Origin of the sequence: Candidatus Poriferisocius sp. (assembly GCF_965219815.1) — a bacterium.
Classification (GTDB): domain Bacteria; phylum Actinomycetota; class Acidimicrobiia; order Acidimicrobiales; family Bin134; genus Poriferisocius.
In genome coordinates this window covers 3,139,972-3,158,332 of sequence record NZ_OZ244791.1, presented here as the reverse complement: position 1 = coordinate 3,158,332, position 18,361 = coordinate 3,139,972, and the positions used below count along the sequence as shown (strand labels likewise).

The window sequence follows — 18,361 nt, the reverse complement described above, 5'->3', positions numbered from 1 at the left end:
TTCGCCCGGCCCACCCGGCTCATCGGTTCACCATCCCACCCGTTGATCGGCTTTGCCGGTGTCCATGGCGGCTCGGGCCGCTCGCACATCGGCGCTGGCGCTCACTTCGGGCACGCCCACCTCCCAGAACGACCCGCCCTCGGTCCAGCGGTAGGCGTGGGTGTTGAGCGCGATCACGTAGGTGCGGTCTGAGGCCCTGGCCCGGCCGAAGGCGGCCTCGAGTTCGGCGATGGAGGTCACGGTCTCGGCCCCACAGCCCATAGAGGCGGCGTGAGCCGCGAAGTCGACCGGAGTTACTTGCTGCACGCGGGAGTCGGCGAAGAGGTTGTTGAACGGCACGCCGCCCTGGGCCAGTTGCAGGCGGTTGATCACCGCATAGCCGCCGTTGTCGCACACGATCACGATGAGCTTGTGGCCGGTGAGCACAGTGCTGTAGAGGTCGCTGTTCATCATGAGGTAGGAGCCGTCGCCCACCAGCACCACCACCTCCCGGTCGGGGAGGGCCATCTTGGCCCCCCATCCGCCGGAGATCTCGTAGCCCATGCAGGAATAGCCGTATTCGCAGTCGAAGGAATGGACGGCCTGGCCCCGCCATCCGTTGACCAGCTCGCCGGGGAATCCGCCGGCCGCGGCCAGCACATAGGTGGACTCATCGGCGGCCCGGTCTACCACTCCCACCACCTGGGCATAGGTGGGCAAATCGGTGGCGGCCTCGTCGTCGTCGGATTGTTTGGCCGACGTCACCGTCTCGGGGGCGGCGATCTTGTCGATGTAGGCGTGGTATTGCGAGGTCTCTGAAGAGGCCCGGTCAGACCACTCCTCGGGGGCCCGGTAATCGCCCAGGGCCGCTCCCAGCTCGGTGAGGCCCTCGCGGGCATCGGCCACCAGCGGCAGCGAGCGATGCTTGGTGGCGTCGAAGCGGGCCGTGTTCAGACCGATGATCTGCACGTCGTCGCCCCCGCCGAACACCGTCCACGATCCGGTGACGAAGTCGCCCAGGCGGGTGCCTACCGCCAGCACCACGTCGGCGTCGGCGGCCATGGCGTTGGCCGAGGTACACCCGGTGACGCCGATGGGGCCGCAATTCAGCCGGTGGTCGGCCACCAGCGAGGTGCGCCCGGCCACCGTCTCCACCACCGGGATGTTGTGGATCTCGGCGAAGGAACGCAGCTCGTCTTCGGCCAGCGACCAGTGGACCCCGCCGCCGGCCACGATCAAAGGCCGCTCAGCGGCAACCAGCGCGGCCGCGGCCCGACGAAGCTCGCGGGTGTCGGGCCGGGGACGGCGGATCTCGTGGATGGCCTCCTCGAAGAAACGGGCGGGGAAGTCGCAGGCCTCGCCCTGGATGTCTTGGGGCAGGCTGATGAAGGCCGGACCGCAGTCGCCGGGATCGAGCATGGTGTTGACGGCGTTGGGCAGCGACTGCACAAGCTGCTCGGGCGCGGTGATGCGATCCCAGTAGCGGACCACGGGTCGGAAGGCGTCGTTTACCGTCACAGTCGGATTGTCGAAGTGCTCCACCTGCTGGAGCACGGGGTCGGGGATGCGGCTGTTGAAGGTGTCGCCGGCCAGCAGAAGCAAGGGCATCCGGTTGGCCATGGCCACCGCAGCCGCGGTCACCATGTTGGTGGCGCCGGGGCCGATGGAGCTGGTGGCGGCCATGATGCGGCGGCGGCGGTTGGCCTTGGCGTAGGCCACCGCGGCCAGGGCCATGCCCTGCTCGTTCTGACCTCGCCAGGTGGGCAGCGCCTCGCTGGCCTGCTCCAGCTCATGGCCCAGACAGGTGACGTTGCCGTGGCCGAAGATGGCGAACACTCCTGCGAACAGGGGGACGGCCTGGCCGTCGACCTCGATGCGCTGGGCCGCCAGATAGCGCACCACGGCCCCGGAGGTTGTCAGGCGGATGGTTTCCATGGCTGCCCTCCCTTCAATCGATCCTCAGCGATACCACATCTTCCCAGGTGCCGGTCTCCCAGCTCTTCAGCATGGCCGCTTGCACGCTCACGCAGGCCAAAGCCTGCTCCATGCCTGCACTGTGAGGCCGCCCCTCGGCCACCGCGGCGAGGAACTCGTGGTCTTGGATGGCCACCATGTCCTCGAAGCCGATGGAGTTGGCGTCGCCTGGTACGAAGGCGCCGTGGAAGGGATGGCGATCGCTGGCCCGAACGGTGGTGTAGCCCTGCTGCGGGTCAGACGCTCGGAAAAGCTGGAGCTCGTTCAAAGTCTCGTGGTTCCAGCTCAAAGCGCCCTCGGTGCCATAGACGTCGAAAGCCATTTGGCTTTGGGGGCCGACGATGGCCCGGCTGGCCTCGAGCATCCCGTGGCTGCCGTTGGCGAACACGGCCAGCGCGCCGAAGTAGTCCTCGTTGGTGACCTCGCCGGTGGGGTCGCCGGGGCTGCCCCGGTCGTAGTGGGTCCCCGCCCCCGACGGCAGCGGGCGCTCCTTGACGAAGGTCTCACCGATGCCCACCACCCGGGTGATGGGGCCGTTCAGCATCAGGGCCAAATCCACCGCATGGCTCAAGATGTCGGTGGTGGCGCCGTGCCCGGCTTGGTCGATGAGAAAGCGCCAGGAGAGCAGGCCCATCGGATCAGCCCCGTACATCGAGAAGAACCGGCCCCGATAGTTGGTGATCTGCCCAAGTTCGCCAGCGGCGATGAGCTCTTGGGCATAGAGCACCAGCGGTGCGAAACGGTAGTTGTAGCCCACCCCGGTGACGATCCCGGCCCGGCGGCAGGCTTGCTCGATCCGGGCGGTCTGGCCCGGGGTTCCCCCCACCGGCTTCTCGCAGAACACGTTCTTTCCGGCGGTGGCCGCAGCAATGGCCAAGGGCTCGTGCAGCATGTTGGGAGCGCAGATGATCACCGCATCGACGGCGGGGTGCTCGACGGCGGGCCGCCAGTCGTCGGTGGTCTCCCGGAATCCGAAGTCGCTCTCGGCAATGCCTCGTCGGGCTTCCATGTTGTCGGAGCAGATCACCAGGTCAACGTCGTAGGGCCGGTCTTCGAACAGCGTGGGCAGCCGCAGGTAGGAGCGGGAGTGGGCTTGCCCCATCCAGCCGAATCCCACCACTGCAATGCCAAGGCGTCGCCGAGAGGTCATGAGGCATCCCCGGTGTGTCCCATGCGACGCCGAGAGGTCATGAGGCGTGGGGGGTGTCGGCATGGGCGATTCTGCGGTCCACCGCGGGGTGGGCGGCCGCGGGGTCGAGCAGGTGCTCAGGGGTCCCGCCCCGCAGCCAGATGAGGGCCTGTTCCAGCGCCTGCCCCACGAGGCGGACAATGCCCACCGTGGTGGTTGAAGCCACATGGGGGGTGACGAACACGTTGTCGCGGCCCAGTAGCGGGTGGTCGGGGGGCAGCGGCTCGGGTTCGGTCACGTCGAGGCCTGCCCCGGCTACGCGGCCGGAGTCGAGGGCGGCCAACAGGGCTTCTTGGTCGACCAACGCCCCCCGGGCGCAGTTGATGATGACAACGCCGGGGCGCATGGCAGCCAGGGAGCCGGTGTTGACGATGTGGTGGGTCTCCGCGGTGGCGGGGGCGTGCAGCGACACCACGTCTGACTCGGCCCAGAGTTGGTCGAGTTCGACCAGCCTGCCCATTGGCGCGGCATCCAAATACGGGTCGTACACCAGCACGGTCATTCCCATCGCCTCGGCATAGCGCCCAAGAAGGCTGCCGATCCGTCCGCACCCCACCAGCCCCAAGGTTCGTCCGTCCAGCTCTAGAGCCCCGGGGCCGGTGAGCCTTCCCGGCCCGCCCGCGGTACCCGCAGCCAAGCGTGCTTCGGAGCCCTTGAGGCGCTTGGTCACCGCCAGCATCAGGGCCAGCGCGTGCTCGGCGGTGGAGACAGTGGGGGCGTCGGGGGTGTTGCAGGCCGCCACGCCGTGGGAGGCGCAGGCAGCAACGTCCACGTTGTCGTAGCCGATGCCCGAGCGGGCCACTACTTTGAGCTGGGGCAGCCGCCGACAGGCATCGTCGTCCCAGGGCCGGTCGGCGGCCACCACTACGCCGTCGGCGTGCTCGGGGCCGTCAACCAGCTCCACATCAGAGGGGATCTCGACCCCGGGCGGGGGAGTTCGGTCGATCCAGATGCGGATTTTGGTGTTGGATCCGGTCATGCTCTCGCCTCAGCGGGGGTCACTGGTGTGGGGCCAGCATCTCGTCGATCTCGGAAGGGGTTGGCATGGCGTGTGAACATGCCAGGCGACCGGCCACAATAGCTCCGGCTGCGTTGGCCCGGGTGACGATTGCCACCGGGTCGAGGTCGGCCAATAGCCCGTCGGCCAACGAGCCCCCGAAAGCATCCCCGGCGCCCAATCCGCACACCACCTCCACCGGGATGGGCGGCACCTCCGCCCTGCTCTCCGGGGTGGCCACCAACACCCCGGCTTCCCCCTGCTTCACAATGGCCAGCGACACTCCCCGGTCCAGCAGCCGGTCGGCGGCGGCATGGGGGTCGGCGGCGCCCACGGCGATCTCGCACTCGGCTCGGTTGCCCACCGCCACAGTGGCCAGCTCCACGGCCTGCCCGATGTGCACGCCGGCCTCCTCGGAGGAGGACCAGAAGCTGGGCCGGTAGTCCAAGTCGAGCACCGTATGGGGTCGGCGGTTCCGGCGCTGGAGTACTTCCATCACGGTGGAGCGCGACGGCTCCTGGGCGAAGCGGGATCCTGCTGTCCACAGCACCGGAACGGTGGCGGCGATGTCGGGGATGTCGCCGGGTACCAAGTTCATCTCCGGGCCCCGGGGCTCGCGGTAGAACAGCAGCGGCGGGTCGGTGGGAGGGTCGAGGGCGCAGAAGGCCAGGGCGGTGCGCAGCTCGGGGTCGGTGGACACATACCGGCTCTCTACTCCGAACACCTCGGCCAGTTCGTTACGGATGTACTCCCCGAAGCCATCGTCGCCCACCCGGGTCACCACCGCGGCCCGCCGGCCCAGCCGGGCACAGGCCACAGCCACGTTGGTGGGGGAGCCGCCGACGGATTTGGCAAACGACTCCACCCTGCTCAGCGGCACCCCGCTTTGCTGGGGATACAGATCGACGCTGACCCGCCCGATGGTCAGCACCTCGATATCAGACAAATCGCGGGCGATGTCGGTCCCCGGTGCGATATCGGACGAATCGCGGGCGATGCCGGTCCCCGGTGCGTCAGTCACGCAGAGATGTTAGTTGTGGTCAGGAGCGACGACTACGCACCAGCTCCAGCCAACTCATGCTGGAGAGCTTCAAGTTCGGCGCCGCCGGCCATGAGCTGGGTCAGATCAGCCTGGGACAGCTCTTCTTTGGCCCAATTCCCCATGGACACTCCCCGGTTGAGGATCACAAAGCGGTCTCCCACCGGGTAGGCATGGTTGGGATTGTGGGTAATGAATATCACCGCCAATCCCTGGTCTCGAGCCTCCACGATGCGCCGCAGCACTACTCCCGACTGCTTCACGCCCAACGCCGAGGTGGGCTCGTCGAGGATCAGCACCCGAGCGCCGAAGTAGCTGGCCCGGGCGATAGCCACCGATTGCCTCTCACCGCCGGAGAGGGTGCCAACGGGCTGCTCGACATCGCGGATGTCGATGCCCATCTTGGCCATCTCCTCTTTGGCGATTCGCTTGGCGCCCTCGATGTCGATCTGGCGGAAGGGCCAAATGCCGGTCTTGGGCTCAGCGCCCAAGAAGAAGTTCCGCCACACCGACATGAGCGGCACCATGGCCAAGTCCTGGTACACGGTGGCGATGCCTCGGCCCAGCGCCTCGCGGGGCGAGTTGAATCGCACCTCCTCGCCCTCCATCAAGAGCGTGCCCTCGTCGTACTGGTGTACGCCGGCCAGGATCTTGATGAAGGTGGACTTGCCCGCGCCGTTGTCGCCAAGCACGCAGGTGACCTCACCGGGATTCACCGTGGTGGTGACCCCGGTGAGGGCGATGATGTTCCCGTAGAACTTCGAGATGTTGTTGAGTTCGAGGAATTCAGCCATCAGCAGACCTCCTTGAGGGTTTCGGCTGTTTGAACGGACTGCGAAGAACGGGTCATCGGACCTTCTCCGCTTGCGAGCGCACGTAGTTGTTCACGAGCACCGCCACCAGCAACAGGGCGCCCAGCACCAAGAAGCGCCAGTCGCTGTTCCAGGTGGCGAAACCGATACCGGAGGTGATCATGCCCCAGATCACGGCGCCGATGGCCGCGCCGATGGCCGATCCGTAGCCGCCGGTGAGCAGGCACCCGCCGACCACCGCCACGATGATGTAGCGGAACTCGTTGCCGTCGCCCACGTTGGCCTGCACTGAGTTGAGCCGGAAGGCGATCACCATGCCGGTGATCCAGGCCGATGCCGACACCAGCATGAACAGCGTGGTCTTGGTGCGGGCCGCAGGCACGCCCACCGAGCGGGAGGCGTCCTTGTTGCCGCCCACCGCGAAGACCCAGTTGCCGAACTGGGTGCGGGCCAGCACCCAGGCGCCGAGAACTGCGAACGCCAAGAACAGCATCACGCCCACGCCGAAGCGGGTCTCGGCCCGGGTGTTCGCCAGCTCCTCGCTGGTTATGAACATCAGTTTGGCCGCAATGCCCAGCATCACCGAGCCGAGACCGACGAAGACCAGGGACCGGCCCACGCTCTCGTCGGGGGTGAACAGGGTGCGGTAGAGGGTCGCCAAGGCAAAGACCGCGAAGGCGGCAATGCCTCCCTTGGCCACCGCCATGATGATGCTGTAGAGGATGCCGTCGCCATCGGCCAATTCCAGGATCAACGACAACAGTCCTGCGACCAAGCCGACGGCTGTCCCGATTTGCCGCGCGAGCGGGCCGTGTATCGGTGGCGGCGGGGCGGTGGTGCGCCGGGCGGCGATCAACCGGGTGACTGCTGATGCGGCCAGCAGGAGCGCGATCAACAGCAGGGCGGTGAACAATTCCACCCGCAGCTTGCGGGAATCGGCTTCGGACTGGATGAAGAAGGCCAGTCCTGCGACGGCCACTGCGGTGAGCAGTGTGAACACCGCTGCCAGCCCGCGGCGTCTGGCAGCAATGCTGAGCACCACCACACCGGCGATGGCCAGCCCGCCGAAGAGGATGGCTCGGGCGCCCTGCACGGTGATCATGTAGCTGATTCCGGGGATGAGGGCGATCACCGCACCGATAGCCGGGTACCCCACGCTGACCCGGCCCAACGCGGCCAAAACGGCCAGCACACCGGTGGTGCCGATGCCGATGGCTAGGAACACGCGGCCCGGAGTGCCGGTCAAGAAGTCGAGGCGGCCTTCGTTGTTGGAGTCCATGACCCAGGCGATGAGAATCGCTCCCACGATCGCCACCAAACCAACGACGAAGTACTGGACGATACGCGGGTTGCGCTCCTCATGGCTGGATTCCCGTTCGGCCGGTTGGTAGCGGGCCAGGCACCAGCCGGCCACCGCCACCAGCACTCCCGCCCCGGTGATGATCCCGAATACCCAGTTGGAGCCCTTCCCGTCCTGGTTGTGAAGCAGGATGTAGCCGATTGCCCCGACTGCGGCCCCCGCCGCAAAAATCAGGTAGCCGCCGGGGTTGGGGTGCTCCCGGCGGGCGTAGGCCAACTCCATGGTGCCCAAGATCAACACCACCGCGCCGATGATCAGCATGCCGCTCCAGGCCCAGTCTCGGTTGTCCCAGACGTGGCCGTTGCGAATCCAGGAGGCGCCGAAGATGTTGTCCCAGAACTCGTAGCCGCCCGACCGGTCGAGGCCCTCGGCGATCACCTTGTTGGTGAACAGCTTGGTGAAGCCGAGCTTGGCCCCGATGAGGATGAAGAACGTGCCCAGGGTGACGATGAAGCTGGGCAGCGAGGTTTTGTCCACCAGCGTGCCGTTGAACCAGCCGATGGCCAAGGCAAAGGCCAGCGAGAGCGGCACCGCAAGGTGCAAGCTGAGCCCGGCGCCGCCCAGCTCGGCGGTGTCGCTGCTCAACAGCACCACAATGACAGCGGTGGCGCCGGTCATGGAGCCCGAGGAGAGGTCGAATTCACCCCCGATCATCAACAGGGCCACCGGCACCGCCATCAAGCCGAGGGTGGCGGCCACATCCAAGTAGTTGGCCGTGCCGCCCGCGGTTCCGAACGGCGCCGAAACCAGCCAGAACAACAGCCATACCCCGACGGCGCCGATCAGAGCGCCGATCTCGGGTCTGGTCAGCAGCTGCTGGACCGGGCCTCGATGGGCTAATCGCTCGTCTTGCGCTGGCGGCGAATCAGCCGCAGAGTCGTTCGTGGTGGTCACTTCGGCCACGAGAGTCCCCCCTCTCAACCTGGGCGATGTACCCGACTGATGAATTGCTTTGACTCTAGACCAAATGAAAGGAGCGCTGCCCGGATACCCCGGACAGCGCTCCTTTCTCGCATGCGACGCGATCAGCGCCGCACGTCAGTTATCGGGTTTAGCGGGTTCCCTGGGACACCAGCGCCTTGACCTCGGCCGCGTTGGCGGTGTCGACGAAGCCCGGACCGGTGAGGATGGGCAGGCCGCCGCCCGCGGTGTTCAGGTTGGTGGCTTGCAGGTGCATCAGGATGACCGGCAGGTAGCCCTGGAGGTACTGCTGCTGGTCGACGGTGAAGGCCACGTTGCCCTGCTCAATCTGATCGATGAGGTCGCTGGACAGGTCGAAGCCGCCGATGATGAGGTCCCTACCGGCTTGCTCGCCGGCAGCAAGAGCCCGCAGGGGCAGGTTCGGACCCACGCCGAGCACGCCGTCGATGCTCTCATCGCCCTGGAGGATGGCGGCAATGGTGTTCTGCTGCTCATCGGGAGTGGCGTCGAGGCCGACGAACTCCGAGGTCACCTCGCCGCTGAAGGTTTCGGCCAGACCGTTGCAGCGCTCTTCCAGTGCCACGTTGGTCTGCTCCTGGCGGGCGCAGAGCACGTGGGTGGCGCCCAGTGCGTTGAACCGCTCGCCCGCACCGTTACCGGCCACCGTCTCGGTTTGCCCGATGTGGGTGGTGGCGCCCAGGTCCTTGTAGTTGTTCACACCGGAGTTGAGCGTGTACAGCGGGATGCCCGCGGCAACCACGGCCTCAGCAGCCGACTGGACGCCGGCCGGGTCGGCCAGCGAGATGGCGATGCCGTCGGAGCCGGCGGCGATGGCCGCCTCGATCTCCTGGGCTTGCCTCAGGGCGTCGTTGTTGGAGCCGAAGTAGACCACATCGCAGCCGATGGCTGCGGCGGCGTCGCGCACGGCCACCTCAACCACTGACCAGAAGGTGCCGGAGTCACCGTGGGTGATCACGTGGTAGGTCTTGTCGCAGCCCTGGGTTGGGTCTACTTCGACGACCTCGGTCGGCTCTGGTGCTTCAGTGGCAGGTGCCGCTGCTTCGGTTGGCTCGCTGGCTGCGGGCTCGCTGGAGTCGTCATCGTCGTTGCCGCATGCTGCGACTACGAGAGTGAACGCCAGAAGCAGTGCAAACAGCTTCCATAGCTTTCTCATTTTGGATTACCCCTCTCAAGGTAGGTTTTGTTGTTTGTGTGAGGCTCCGGCACCCGCGAGAACGGGTTCCAGACTTCGCAGGAAATCGATGCTCTGGCAGGCGTCGAACCTCAGCCGAGCTATGGCGGAAGGGTCTCCCTCCGCTATCGCTGCATCCTGCTCCAGGACGTACCAGAGGTCGCGCCCTGATTTTTCAAGGAGGTCGACGATCTCGGCGATCGGCAGTCCTCCCTGGCCCAAGGGCGGGAATAGGCCCTGCTGAACGCCCTGCATGAGCGACAGCTTTCCCGCCGTGACCTGGGCGGCGATGCCCAGGTTTACGTCTTTGATGTGTACGAGTGCGATTCGGTCCAAGTGGCGCTTGGCCATCTCGGCTGCATCGCCGCCCCCGAGGAGGAGATGAGCGGTGTCGAGCACCAGTGCGGTGTCGCTGGCATGCAGCACCTGCTCGATCTCCGTATTGGTTTCCACTAGCGACCCGAAGTGGGGGTGGAAGGCCTGAATGAGGCCGTGTTCGGCGGCGATCCTCTCGACCTCGGCCAGGGCGTCGGCCACTGCGGGCCATTCGTGCTCACTGGGCGGTGCCTGACGCCAGTTATCGGGAAGGCTCACTGCGCACGAGACAAAAAAGCGGCCGCCACCGCCGGAAATGAGCTCCGCGGCCTCAGTCGCCGCTGTTCGAGTGCTCTGGATCTGCGAGGGGTCGTGCAGGACCAAGGGGACGAAGCCGCCCAGCAACGACAGATCGTGCTGGTTGAGAACGGCCCTGAGCTGAGCAGGCTCGATGGGCAGATAGCCGAGCGATCCCAGTTCAGTATGGGTGAACCCGGTGGCGGACATCTCTTTGAGCACAGCGTCAACGGGAAGCTGGTATCCCCATCCCGGCATCTCGCAGACACCCCAACTGATGGGCGCGGTAGCAATTCGCTCTAGCAGTGTCATGTGCGCGCCCGCGTGTCCCCTTCTGACGCCCCTCCAAACCGACAGTCTTATGGCTGATTGCTGGGGGGGTCAAGCCGTAAATTCGGCCAGTATCCGGTCGAGCTCGGCGAGGGCGGGAGAGATGTCGTCTTCGACCAGTACACCGTGCATGCCGAGGTTCCGGGCCGCAATCACATTGGGCTCGAAATCGTCCAGAAAGGCACTCGTCTCCGGGGGGGCAACCTCCAATTGCTGAAGGGCGAGCTGGTAGATCCTCGGATCGGGCTTGCGCATGCCCACCGCGCTGGAATCGACCACCGCCTCGAACAACTCGTCAACCGGGATGAGACTGCGCCACATGTCGCCGAACTCTTTGGCGTTGTTGGTGATGATGGCCTGTCTGATGCCTGCCTCGTTCAGCTCCCGCACTTTGGCCACTGCCTTGTCGCGGCGCTCATCGCTGCTAGTGCTGCTCATGGCCTTGAAGAACCCCTCGGAGGTGAACCCCTCGATGCCGTCGGCCCTACAGGACGCATCCGCCGCCTCCAACGCATCTGCCAAGGTGCCCTCGCCCCGCTCCAGGCGATGCCAGGGATGGTCGCCATTCGCTTCGTACCGCCCGAAAACGTGCTCTAGGAGCCGCTCGTTGGTGGTGCCCAGCGACCGGGCATAGTCGTCCAGATAAAACGGCGAGCCAGTGAACACCCCGCCAAAATCCCAGAACACTGCTTCGATCATGGCATCTCTTCAATCATGTCAATCATGTCAATCATGATGATTCTCCAATCAGTAGGCTTCCACGCGGGCGTTCAGCCGCAACATGTCTTCACGGTCTGAGGTGAGGATGAATGTGCCCAGACCCTCCGCGACCACGGCGAGGTGGGCGTCGACGACGTCAGAGGTTCCAGACTTGGCCAGCCTGCGCCCGATGGTTACTGATTCGTCGAGGGGGTGGATGTCGAAGTGGCGCAGTGCTCGGGCCAGATTCGCCTGTTTTGCTGGTTCACGCCAGACCTGGGCTAGCACTGGGTGGGTTGTGTGCAGGTCTTCGCCACGCTCGGCTGCCCTTTTGATCATTGCCCAGAGTCGAGAGTTCAGGTTCTCGCCGTCGACAATGAAGGGGCCCGCGTCGACGATCAATGATCGACCCCTTGCCGGTCGAGAACTGTATCGGCCCACTCGAGGTGCTCATCGTCGATAGGGCCTTCGTCTGCTTCCCATGAGGAGATCATGTTGAGTATCGCCTGGCTGCGGCGGCGCCGCTTAACCTCGGCGAGGAGAGATCGCTTGATGGCTAACTTCTTCGTGCCGTCCATCGCCACCAATTCCGCGAGCGCAGCCTCCATCTCGTTGTCGAAGTTGATGGTTGTCTTGCTGGCCATACAAGTATGGTAACATAACCGTACTTGTGCGGCTATTGTGTGTGCGTTGGCGGGACGGGAGTTTCTGGTGGCGACGGGGGTTGGCTTAGCTTCAAGCTCATGGTAGTTCCCCGGTCTCGATGAGGTGCTGGAACTGTGCCTCGTTGAGAATCGGGATGCCTAGCTTTTCGGCTTTCTCCAGCTTGGAGGCACCGGGATTCTCACCCGCCACCAAGGCGGTGGTCTTGGACGACACACTGCCCGGAGACTTGCCGCCCCGGGCCTTGATAGCCGCCCCCACCCCATCGCGGGTGTACCCCTCCACCCCGCCGGTGACCACAATGGTCATCCCGTCCAAAGTCTGGGGCAAGGCTTCGGCTTCGTTTTCGTCAAGATCTTGGGAGAAGTTGAGCCCGGCGGCCCGCAGTTTCTCGATGATTTCTCGGTTCACCTCCGACTGGAAGAACTCGTGGACGCTCTCCGCCATGATGGGTCCGATGCCGTCCACTTCGGCCAACTCCTCAACCGACGCTCCCATGATGCGGTCCAAGGAGATGAAGGCATCGGCCAGCAACTCACTGGTGGTGTCGCCCAGATGACGGATGTTGAGCCCCACCAGCAGCCGGGCCAGCGTCTGCTGCTTGGAAGCCTCTATTGCGGCGGCCAAGTTGGCCACCGAGAGATCGCCGAATCCCTCGAGCTCGCGAATGTGGTCATAGGGAAGGGCGTAAATGTCGCCAACGTCAGATATGTATCCGAGGTCGATGAACAAGCTAACCCTCTGCTCACCCAAATGCTCGATGTCGAGGGCGTTGCGGGCCGAGAAATGCTCGATCCAGCCCCGGAGCTGCTCGGGGCACCGGGGGGAGAAGCAGTAATGGGCGGCGTCACCCTCCTTGCGAACCAAAGGCTGTTGATGAGGGCAGGGGCATTCCGAGGGGAACTCCCACACCGGCAAATCAAGGGGACGGTCGGCCAGTACCGGGCCCAGCACCTCGGGAATCACATCGCCGGCTTTGCGGACCACCACGGTGTCGCCGGGCCGCACACCTTTCTCTCGCACTTGATCCTCGTTGTGCAGGGTGGCCATCGCCACGGTGGACCCGCCGACGAACACCGGTTCGAGCACCGCGAACGGGGTGGCTTTGCCCTTGCTGCCGATGGAGACATGGATGTCCAAGAGCTTGGTGGTCCGTTCCTCGGGGGGGAGCTTGTAGGCAACGGCCCAGCGGGGCGCGCGGCTGGTGGCCCCGAGTTCTTGTTGGAGGGCGAGTCGATCCACCTTGATGACCGCGCCATCGATCTCGTAGGGAAGGTCGTGGCGCATGGTCTCGCACTGCTCGACAAATTCCCAGACTGCGTCCAAAGTGCTCTCAGTCTTAGTCTCAGGATTCACCGGCAAACCCAGACTGCTCAAGTACTCCAGAGTGTCGCTATGGGTATCCAGAACAGGGCCCCCCTGAATTTCGCCCACGGAGTAGCACCACATCGACAGGCCCCTGGTGGCGGTGACTGTCGGATCCTTCTGTCGGAGCGAGCCCGCCGCCGTGTTGCGGGGGTTGGCATAGCGGGGCTTGCCCTCAGCCTCTTGCTGAGCATTGAGAGCGTTGAACGCTGCGAGGGGCATATAGACCTCGCCCCGCACCTCGAGCACCTCGGGCGCGTCCGCAGGAAGCCGGTGGGGTACTGACTTCTTGTCCTCATGTTCAATAGCCAGGATGTTGGCAGTGATGTCCTCGCCGACACGACCGTTGCCCCGTGTAGCTGCTTGAACCAGCCTGCCGTTCTCATAGCGCAGCGACACGGCCAGACCGTCGAATTTGAGCTCGCACACGAGATTGCCTAACTCAGCAGAGGGCGCTTTCACCTCAGCTGTGCCTTCGCCTTCGTCCTCACCTCGCTCGATTTCCGGCTTGCCGGTCATCGATAACACACCTTGCCCGCTCGCCTCTTCAGCGTTTCTGCGAGCTTGGATGGCAGACAGACGCCGCCGGGCCCGATCAGCCCAAGCATTGAGTTCCCCCCGGTCGAAGGCGTTGTCCAAAGACATCATCGGCACTCGGTGCTCCACAGGGGCGAACAACGTTGACGCATCGGCCCCAACCGTATGGGTTGGGGAGTCGGCTCGGACTAGCTCCGGGTGGGCTGCCTCCAGATCCAACAGCTTTCGCATGAGCTCGTCGTATTCAGCATCGGAGACTTCTGAAACGTTGTCGACGTAGTAGCGCTGGTTGTAATGGCGGATGCGATCAATCAGCTCCGAGATGCGGTCTTCCACGCGGTCTTCCGCCTCTTCCGTCACTTGTCGGATAGTACTGCGGGCTGCCATCAGCGGTTGTGGCGATCAGAGGCTCACTTCGGTTTGTTCGATGAGCGTGCCGTAGCGCTGTTGTGCGGCTTGCGGCGATGTTCCCAGCATCTCTCCTACCTGCCGTGGGGTGGCGGGGAATTCGGTCTGGTGTTGTCGTACAAGTGTTGTACACTGTGTGGCAATGACTACGAAGTTGCTGACTGTGCGGGTGGAGACCGAGTTGTGGGACGCGGCGGCTCGCCGTGCAGAAACCTTGGGTATTTCGGTTTCTGAAGTCGTCCGCGAGGCTTTGCGCGAAGCAGTGGATAACCGTCCACTGGTCGACCGAATCGGCCATCTTCGAGGCTCGGTCCGAACCGACTCCACCAACAGTTCTCAGGATATCTGGAAATCAGAGATACGCGCCCATAACTGGCGCTCATGAACATTGGACATATGGCTGGTTGACACCGGGCCCCTCGTGGCCTACCTCGATTCCGGCGAGGTTGAGCATGACCGGGCCAGCGACGCCTTGGACGGCTTCAACGGCGTGTTGGCGACAACGGCAGCGGTGGTGACCGAGGTCATGTACTTCATCAGCGGGGTCCACGACGGCGCTATTGCTGTCAGCGAGCTCATCTCCCAGAGTGGGATGCAGATATATGGCCTGTGTGAGCCTGCGGACGTTCGTGAAGCCGCCACGCTTATGCAGCGCTACGCCGACACGCCCATGGACTTTGCCGATGCCACGCTGGTGCTGCTGGCAGAACGGCTCGCCACGTTCGACATCCTCACGTTGGACCGCCGGGGCTTCAATACGTATCGCCTTCCCAGCGGCGCACCCTTCAACCCAGTTCTTGACATCCGCTAGGACCGGCGGGGCACGCCACCCGGCTCAGATGATGCGGTGGGTTGGGCAAGCGGGGATGGGTTTGGGCTGGAGTGGGGGAGATGCTGTAGTGGGGTGGGTGAGGGGTCTTTGGGGGGATCGAGTTTGGGCCTGGGTGGTGCGGGTGTGGTGGGCGGCGTTGCCGTTTACCGCTGGGCCGGTGTTGGCCGATGGGCTGCACGAAACCGCCGCGGCTTGGCGCTCGACGGCGTCGGTGGGACTTTGGGTGCTGTGGGGCGTGGTGCTGGTGGGCTCTTTGTTGGTCCACCCGGCCACCCTGGTCATTGTCCGATTGGCTATACCCGCCGCGGTGGTGGCCCTGGTTTGGGCGGGGAGGCAGGGTGCCGACTGGGGTGAGGTCGCATTGGTGGCTGCCGTTACCGCCGCGGTAGCCGCAGTGGCGCTGAGCGCGCCGGTGGGCCATGTGTTTGTGAACGGCATCTCCTACGGCGACGAAGTCCGGCTCCTGCTGCGGCCACCGGCGCTGTTGCTGGCCGGGCCGGTGCCGGTGGCGGCCGCGATCACGGTGGGCGGCACCGTCAGCGGACCGCTGCTGTTGGCTGCCGAGCATTGGGCGGCTGGAGTGGCCGTGGCGGTGGCAGGCGGAGCGCTGGCGGTGGTCGGGGCCCGATCGCTTCACTCACTCACGAGGCGATGGCTGGTGTTCGTTCCCGCTGGCGTCGTGCTCCACGACCACCTTGCCGTTCAAGACCCCGTGCTGCTCCGCCGCCGAGCAGTGGCTGGCTTCGGCCCAGCCCAGAAGGGATCCGAAGCCCTGGACCTCACGCAGGGCGCGGCCGGGTTGATCTTGGAATTGACCATGAACCAGCCGATCACCCTGTCTCCTCCGACGAAACGAAAGAGCAGCAACCAGGAAGTCCAAGCCGGCGCCGTCTTCATTGCGCCATCCCGACCGGGCCGAACAATCACCCTCGCCCGCCAGCGACAACTCGCCTAGCGCCGTCCCCAGTTTGTCGGATTGGGAGTCCCTGAGCGCCGACAACACTTAGAAACTAAGATACCGAGCACTGAAGCAACTAGGGGGGAGGGACGAGAATGGCGAGTCAGTTCACTGATGCTGAATTCTCCGAGCATGTCCAGCGGTACGGGAGCAAAGAACTGGACTGGGAGCCGTTTGCTGCCCAAGGGGACCTGAAGGAGGAATACCGCCGGGCCCACGTGCGGATGGTGGGGGCGAGCATTACCGGCAAGCACTACGAGCCCGGAACGGTCACGGCCGACAACTTCACTTTGTCGGTGATGATGATGCCCCCCGGGGCCGTGGCCCCGTCGCATGCCCACGAGGTAGAAGAGGTCTTCTTCGTGGTCAAGGGAGAGCTGACCGCATGGTGGGAGGACGACGACGGGCGAATCGTCGACACCGTGCTGAAGGAGCGGGAAATGATCTACAGCCCCGCCGGGATCATGCACGGTTTGCGCAACCACACTGACAAGGAAGCCCTGGTGCAGGTGGTGATCGGCGTCGGCCGCCCGCAGAAGCCCACCTACCTCGACGCCACTCTCACCGACCTCTGAGGCGCCCGTGCGACTGGGAGCGATGAGCTGGATGACTCTGGGCGAGCGGCTCGAACAAGGTCCGCTGGATGTGATGATCCCGCTGGGTGCCTTGGAGCAGCACGGTCCTCATCTACCCCTGGATACCGACGCCCTCATCGCTGAGGCAGTGGCCGAGCGGGCGGCCCTTCAAGCGGGGGAGTGCGTGGTGGTGCCCTGCCTTCCCGTTGGTGCCTCCCATCACCATCTGGCATTTCCCGGCACGGCCAGCCTGAGCGACACCACTCTTCAGGCGGTGCTTGCCGAAGTGATCCAAACCCTGCTGAGCCACGGCTTCCGGAGCGCCTACCTGGTTACTGGCCATGCCGGAAACGTGGGGGCAATGGCCGCAGCAATGGCCGAGTTGGATCCCACTGAGCAGAGCCGGGTGGTCTCGTTCGACGACTGGCCCGCCCAACGAGATGCCGTCCATCGGGTAGCCGAGGATCAGCTCGGTTTGGATCGAGAGCTGGTTGGAACCCATGGAGGGCACTTCGAGACCAGCATCATGCTGGCCATCGCCCCCGATCGGGTGGACATGGCGTCGGCAGTCGCCGGTCATGTGGGGCCGGCCGCGTCGGCCAGTGCCAAGCTGCGCTCTGAGGGCATGGCCGCTCTGTCGCCGGTCGGCGTCATCGGCGACCCCCGGGGATCCACGGCCGATGCCGGCGAGTTCTATCTCGACGCGTTGGTCAGCCTGGTAGTCGAGGGCATCACTGCCCACCGCAGCCGACCAAACGATCGGGTGGCCCCATGACCCAGCCTGCGGCCGCCATTGGCTGGGACAGGGTCCGGGTTGCCATTCCCCGGGTGGTGGAGGCCGGATTCGCGATCTTCGTGGTCGTCATCCTGGGCGCGGTGATGACCGTGAAGTCCGACGTGTTCCTGACCACTGGAAATCTTCAGAACATCCTGCTGCAAACATCATTTTTGGCCTGCGCCGCCTTCGGAATGACCCTGGTGATCATCGCGGCCGAGTTGGACCTATCCCAGGGGTCGGTGTTGGCCCTGATCGGCGTGGTGGCGGCCGAGACCATGGTGCGCAATAACAGCATCGTGCTCGGCCTGCTGGCCGGGGTGGGTGTGGGTATTGCCGCCGGTCTGTTCAACGGACTCGTTACTGCGGTGCTAAAAGTTCCCTCGTTCATCACCACCTTGGGGCTGCTGATCATGGCCCGAGGCCTGGCTCGGGAGATCACCGCGGGCAACACCGTGGGCAACCTCCCCGGCGGATGGAAGGCATGGTGGAGCGGAGAGTTCATCGGACTGCGGATGCCCATCTGGGTGGCTCTAGGCCTTGGCGTCGTCTACCACATCATCCTTCGCTATTCCCGGTTCGGATTGCGGATCTACGCAGTGGGGGGCAACGCCGAAGCAGCCCGCCGAGCTGGCATCAACGTCACCCGGGTGCGGGTCACGGTGTTTGTTTTGGGGGGCCTGGCTGTTGCCGTCGGCGGCTTCACCTTGTTGGGGCGGGTCAACGTCGGCCAGCCCAATGCCGCGGTGCTTACCGAGCTATACGCGGTGGCTGCCGTGGTGCTCGGGGGCACCAATCTGTTCGGAGGACGGGGATCGATTCCCCGAACCCTGGCCGGAGTCCTGTTGATCGGGGTGATTCGCAACAGCCTGAATCTCCTCAATGTGTCCTCCAACATGCAGGACGTATGGCTCGGTGTGGTGTTCGTGCTGGCTATGACGTCTCAGTTCTTGCGCCGCTACCTAGAGCGTTGGGCCAACCGGAGCGAGGACACCGCAATCGAAGTCGAAGTGGAGCACGAACTCGACGAAGAACGTCGCGCCATCGAGCTAGCCGAGCAATCGGCTCGCTCGGCAGACCAAGAACTCCAAGACGTGGAGCAGGCCGAGCAATCGGCCCCCTCGACGTTGGAGCAACCATAAAC

General features: G+C 64.8%; 18 protein-coding genes. 6 read left to right on the top strand and 12 right to left on the bottom strand.

Going from position 1 to position 18,361, the window contains the following annotated elements:
- Nucleotides 1-27 precede the first annotated feature (27 nt).
- The 12 genes from iolD to ligA all read right to left on the bottom strand — a co-directional run bounded on the left by iolD (nt 28) and on the right by ligA (nt 14,029).
- Nucleotides 28-1,914 (bottom strand): 3D-(3,5/4)-trihydroxycyclohexane-1,2-dione acylhydrolase (decyclizing), encoded by a 1,887-nt coding sequence (gene iolD / locus ACOQPI_RS15175; RefSeq protein WP_420620459.1) that lies wholly within the window; start codon nt 1,912-1,914, stop codon nt 28-30.
- Nucleotides 1,915-1,927: 13 nt separating this feature from the next.
- Nucleotides 1,928-3,103 (bottom strand): Gfo/Idh/MocA family protein, encoded by a 1,176-nt coding sequence (locus tag ACOQPI_RS15170; RefSeq protein WP_420620458.1) that lies wholly within the window; start codon nt 3,101-3,103, stop codon nt 1,928-1,930.
- Between the two features lie 37 nt (nt 3,104-3,140).
- A complete protein-coding gene (locus tag ACOQPI_RS15165) occupies nt 3,141-4,121 on the bottom strand; it encodes an NAD(P)-dependent oxidoreductase (RefSeq protein ID WP_420620457.1) in 981 nt (326 codons plus the stop codon).
- A gap of 19 nt (nt 4,122-4,140) precedes the next feature.
- Entirely contained in the window at nt 4,141-5,085 is a 945-nt protein-coding gene (gene iolC, locus ACOQPI_RS15160) for a 5-dehydro-2-deoxygluconokinase (RefSeq protein ID WP_420621050.1), read from the bottom strand.
- 107 nt (nt 5,086-5,192) lie between these two features.
- The gene (locus tag ACOQPI_RS15155) at nt 5,193-5,972 is read right to left on the bottom strand and encodes an ATP-binding cassette domain-containing protein (RefSeq protein WP_420620456.1); all 780 of its coding nucleotides are present in this window, start codon (nt 5,970-5,972) and stop codon (nt 5,193-5,195) included.
- A 52-nt stretch (nt 5,973-6,024) separates the two neighbouring features.
- Nucleotides 6,025-8,253 (bottom strand): ABC transporter permease subunit, encoded by a 2,229-nt coding sequence (locus ACOQPI_RS15150; protein ID WP_420620455.1) that lies wholly within the window; start codon nt 8,251-8,253, stop codon nt 6,025-6,027.
- Between the two features lie 148 nt (nt 8,254-8,401).
- Nucleotides 8,402-9,445: a substrate-binding domain-containing protein gene (locus ACOQPI_RS15145; protein WP_420620454.1), complete on the bottom strand. Its 1,044-nt coding sequence runs from the start codon at nt 9,443-9,445 to the stop codon at nt 8,402-8,404.
- Between the two features lie 15 nt (nt 9,446-9,460).
- Nucleotides 9,461-10,333 carry a sugar phosphate isomerase/epimerase family protein gene (locus ACOQPI_RS15140; RefSeq protein WP_420620453.1) on the bottom strand — a complete coding sequence of 291 codons (873 nt, stop codon included), beginning with the start codon at nt 10,331-10,333 and terminating at the stop codon, nt 9,461-9,463.
- 123 nt (nt 10,334-10,456) lie between these two features.
- Nucleotides 10,457-11,104, bottom strand: a complete 648-nt coding sequence (locus tag ACOQPI_RS15135) for an HAD family hydrolase (RefSeq protein WP_420620452.1) — start codon at nt 11,102-11,104, stop codon at nt 10,457-10,459.
- A gap of 48 nt (nt 11,105-11,152) precedes the next feature.
- Nucleotides 11,153-11,506, bottom strand: a complete 354-nt coding sequence (locus tag ACOQPI_RS15130) for a twitching motility protein PilT (protein WP_420620451.1) — start codon at nt 11,504-11,506, stop codon at nt 11,153-11,155.
- On the bottom strand, nt 11,503-11,748 hold the full coding sequence (locus ACOQPI_RS15125) for a hypothetical protein (protein WP_420620450.1): 246 nt from the start codon (nt 11,746-11,748) through the stop codon (nt 11,503-11,505). Before ACOQPI_RS15125 ends, ACOQPI_RS15130 begins: the two co-directional genes overlap by 4 nt.
- A gap of 97 nt (nt 11,749-11,845) precedes the next feature.
- The gene (gene ligA, locus ACOQPI_RS15120) at nt 11,846-14,029 is read right to left on the bottom strand and encodes an NAD-dependent DNA ligase LigA (protein ID WP_420620449.1); all 2,184 of its coding nucleotides are present in this window, start codon (nt 14,027-14,029) and stop codon (nt 11,846-11,848) included.
- A 190-nt stretch (nt 14,030-14,219) separates the two neighbouring features.
- On the opposite strand from ligA, the gene ACOQPI_RS15115 reads away from it, so the two are divergent.
- From ACOQPI_RS15115 to ACOQPI_RS15090, 6 genes are all read left to right on the top strand, one after another.
- Complete coding sequence (locus ACOQPI_RS15115; protein WP_420620448.1) at nt 14,220-14,462, top strand: ribbon-helix-helix protein, CopG family; 243 nt, start codon at nt 14,220-14,222, stop codon at nt 14,460-14,462.
- Nucleotides 14,463-14,465: 3 nt separating this feature from the next.
- Nucleotides 14,466-14,888: a type II toxin-antitoxin system VapC family toxin gene (locus ACOQPI_RS15110; RefSeq protein WP_420620447.1), complete on the top strand. Its 423-nt coding sequence runs from the start codon at nt 14,466-14,468 to the stop codon at nt 14,886-14,888.
- 88 nt (nt 14,889-14,976) lie between these two features.
- Nucleotides 14,977-15,864: a hypothetical protein gene (locus tag ACOQPI_RS15105; protein ID WP_420620446.1), complete on the top strand. Its 888-nt coding sequence runs from the start codon at nt 14,977-14,979 to the stop codon at nt 15,862-15,864.
- 98 nt (nt 15,865-15,962) lie between these two features.
- Complete coding sequence (locus ACOQPI_RS15100) at nt 15,963-16,442, top strand: dimethylsulfonioproprionate lyase family protein (protein WP_420620445.1); 480 nt, start codon at nt 15,963-15,965, stop codon at nt 16,440-16,442.
- 7 nt (nt 16,443-16,449) lie between these two features.
- A complete protein-coding gene (locus tag ACOQPI_RS15095; protein WP_420620444.1) occupies nt 16,450-17,217 on the top strand; it encodes a creatininase family protein in 768 nt (255 codons plus the stop codon).
- Complete coding sequence (locus ACOQPI_RS15090; protein WP_420620443.1) at nt 17,214-18,359, top strand: ABC transporter permease; 1,146 nt, start codon at nt 17,214-17,216, stop codon at nt 18,357-18,359. The genes ACOQPI_RS15095 and ACOQPI_RS15090 overlap by 4 nt, the downstream gene beginning before the upstream one ends.
- Nucleotides 18,360-18,361 lie beyond the last annotated feature (2 nt).

Bases quoted from the DNA above. Each gene is read 5' to 3' on its own strand.
- ACOQPI_RS15145 (WP_420620454.1), bottom strand. From the start codon at position 9,445: ATGAGAAAGCTATGGAAGCTGTTTGCACTGCTTCTGGCGTTCACTCTC.
- ACOQPI_RS15090 (WP_420620443.1), top strand. From the start codon at position 17,214: ATGACCCAGCCTGCGGCCGCCATTGGCTGGGACAGGGTCCGGGTTGCC.
- ACOQPI_RS15155 (WP_420620456.1), bottom strand. From the start codon at position 5,972: ATGGCTGAATTCCTCGAACTCAACAACATCTCGAAGTTCTACGGGAAC.
- ACOQPI_RS15115 (WP_420620448.1), top strand. From the start codon at position 14,220: ATGACTACGAAGTTGCTGACTGTGCGGGTGGAGACCGAGTTGTGGGAC.
- ACOQPI_RS15100 (WP_420620445.1), top strand. From the start codon at position 15,963: ATGGCGAGTCAGTTCACTGATGCTGAATTCTCCGAGCATGTCCAGCGG.
- ACOQPI_RS15125 (WP_420620450.1), bottom strand. From the start codon at position 11,748: ATGGCCAGCAAGACAACCATCAACTTCGACAACGAGATGGAGGCTGCG.
- iolD (WP_420620459.1), bottom strand. From the start codon at position 1,914: ATGGAAACCATCCGCCTGACAACCTCCGGGGCCGTGGTGCGCTATCTG.
- ACOQPI_RS15135 (WP_420620452.1), bottom strand. From the start codon at position 11,104: ATGATCGAAGCAGTGTTCTGGGATTTTGGCGGGGTGTTCACTGGCTCG.
- ACOQPI_RS15140 (WP_420620453.1), bottom strand. From the start codon at position 10,333: ATGCCGGGATGGGGATACCAGCTTCCCGTTGACGCTGTGCTCAAAGAG.
- ACOQPI_RS15165 (WP_420620457.1), bottom strand. From the start codon at position 4,121: ATGACCGGATCCAACACCAAAATCCGCATCTGGATCGACCGAACTCCC.
- ACOQPI_RS15170 (WP_420620458.1), bottom strand. From the start codon at position 3,103: ATGACCTCTCGGCGACGCCTTGGCATTGCAGTGGTGGGATTCGGCTGG.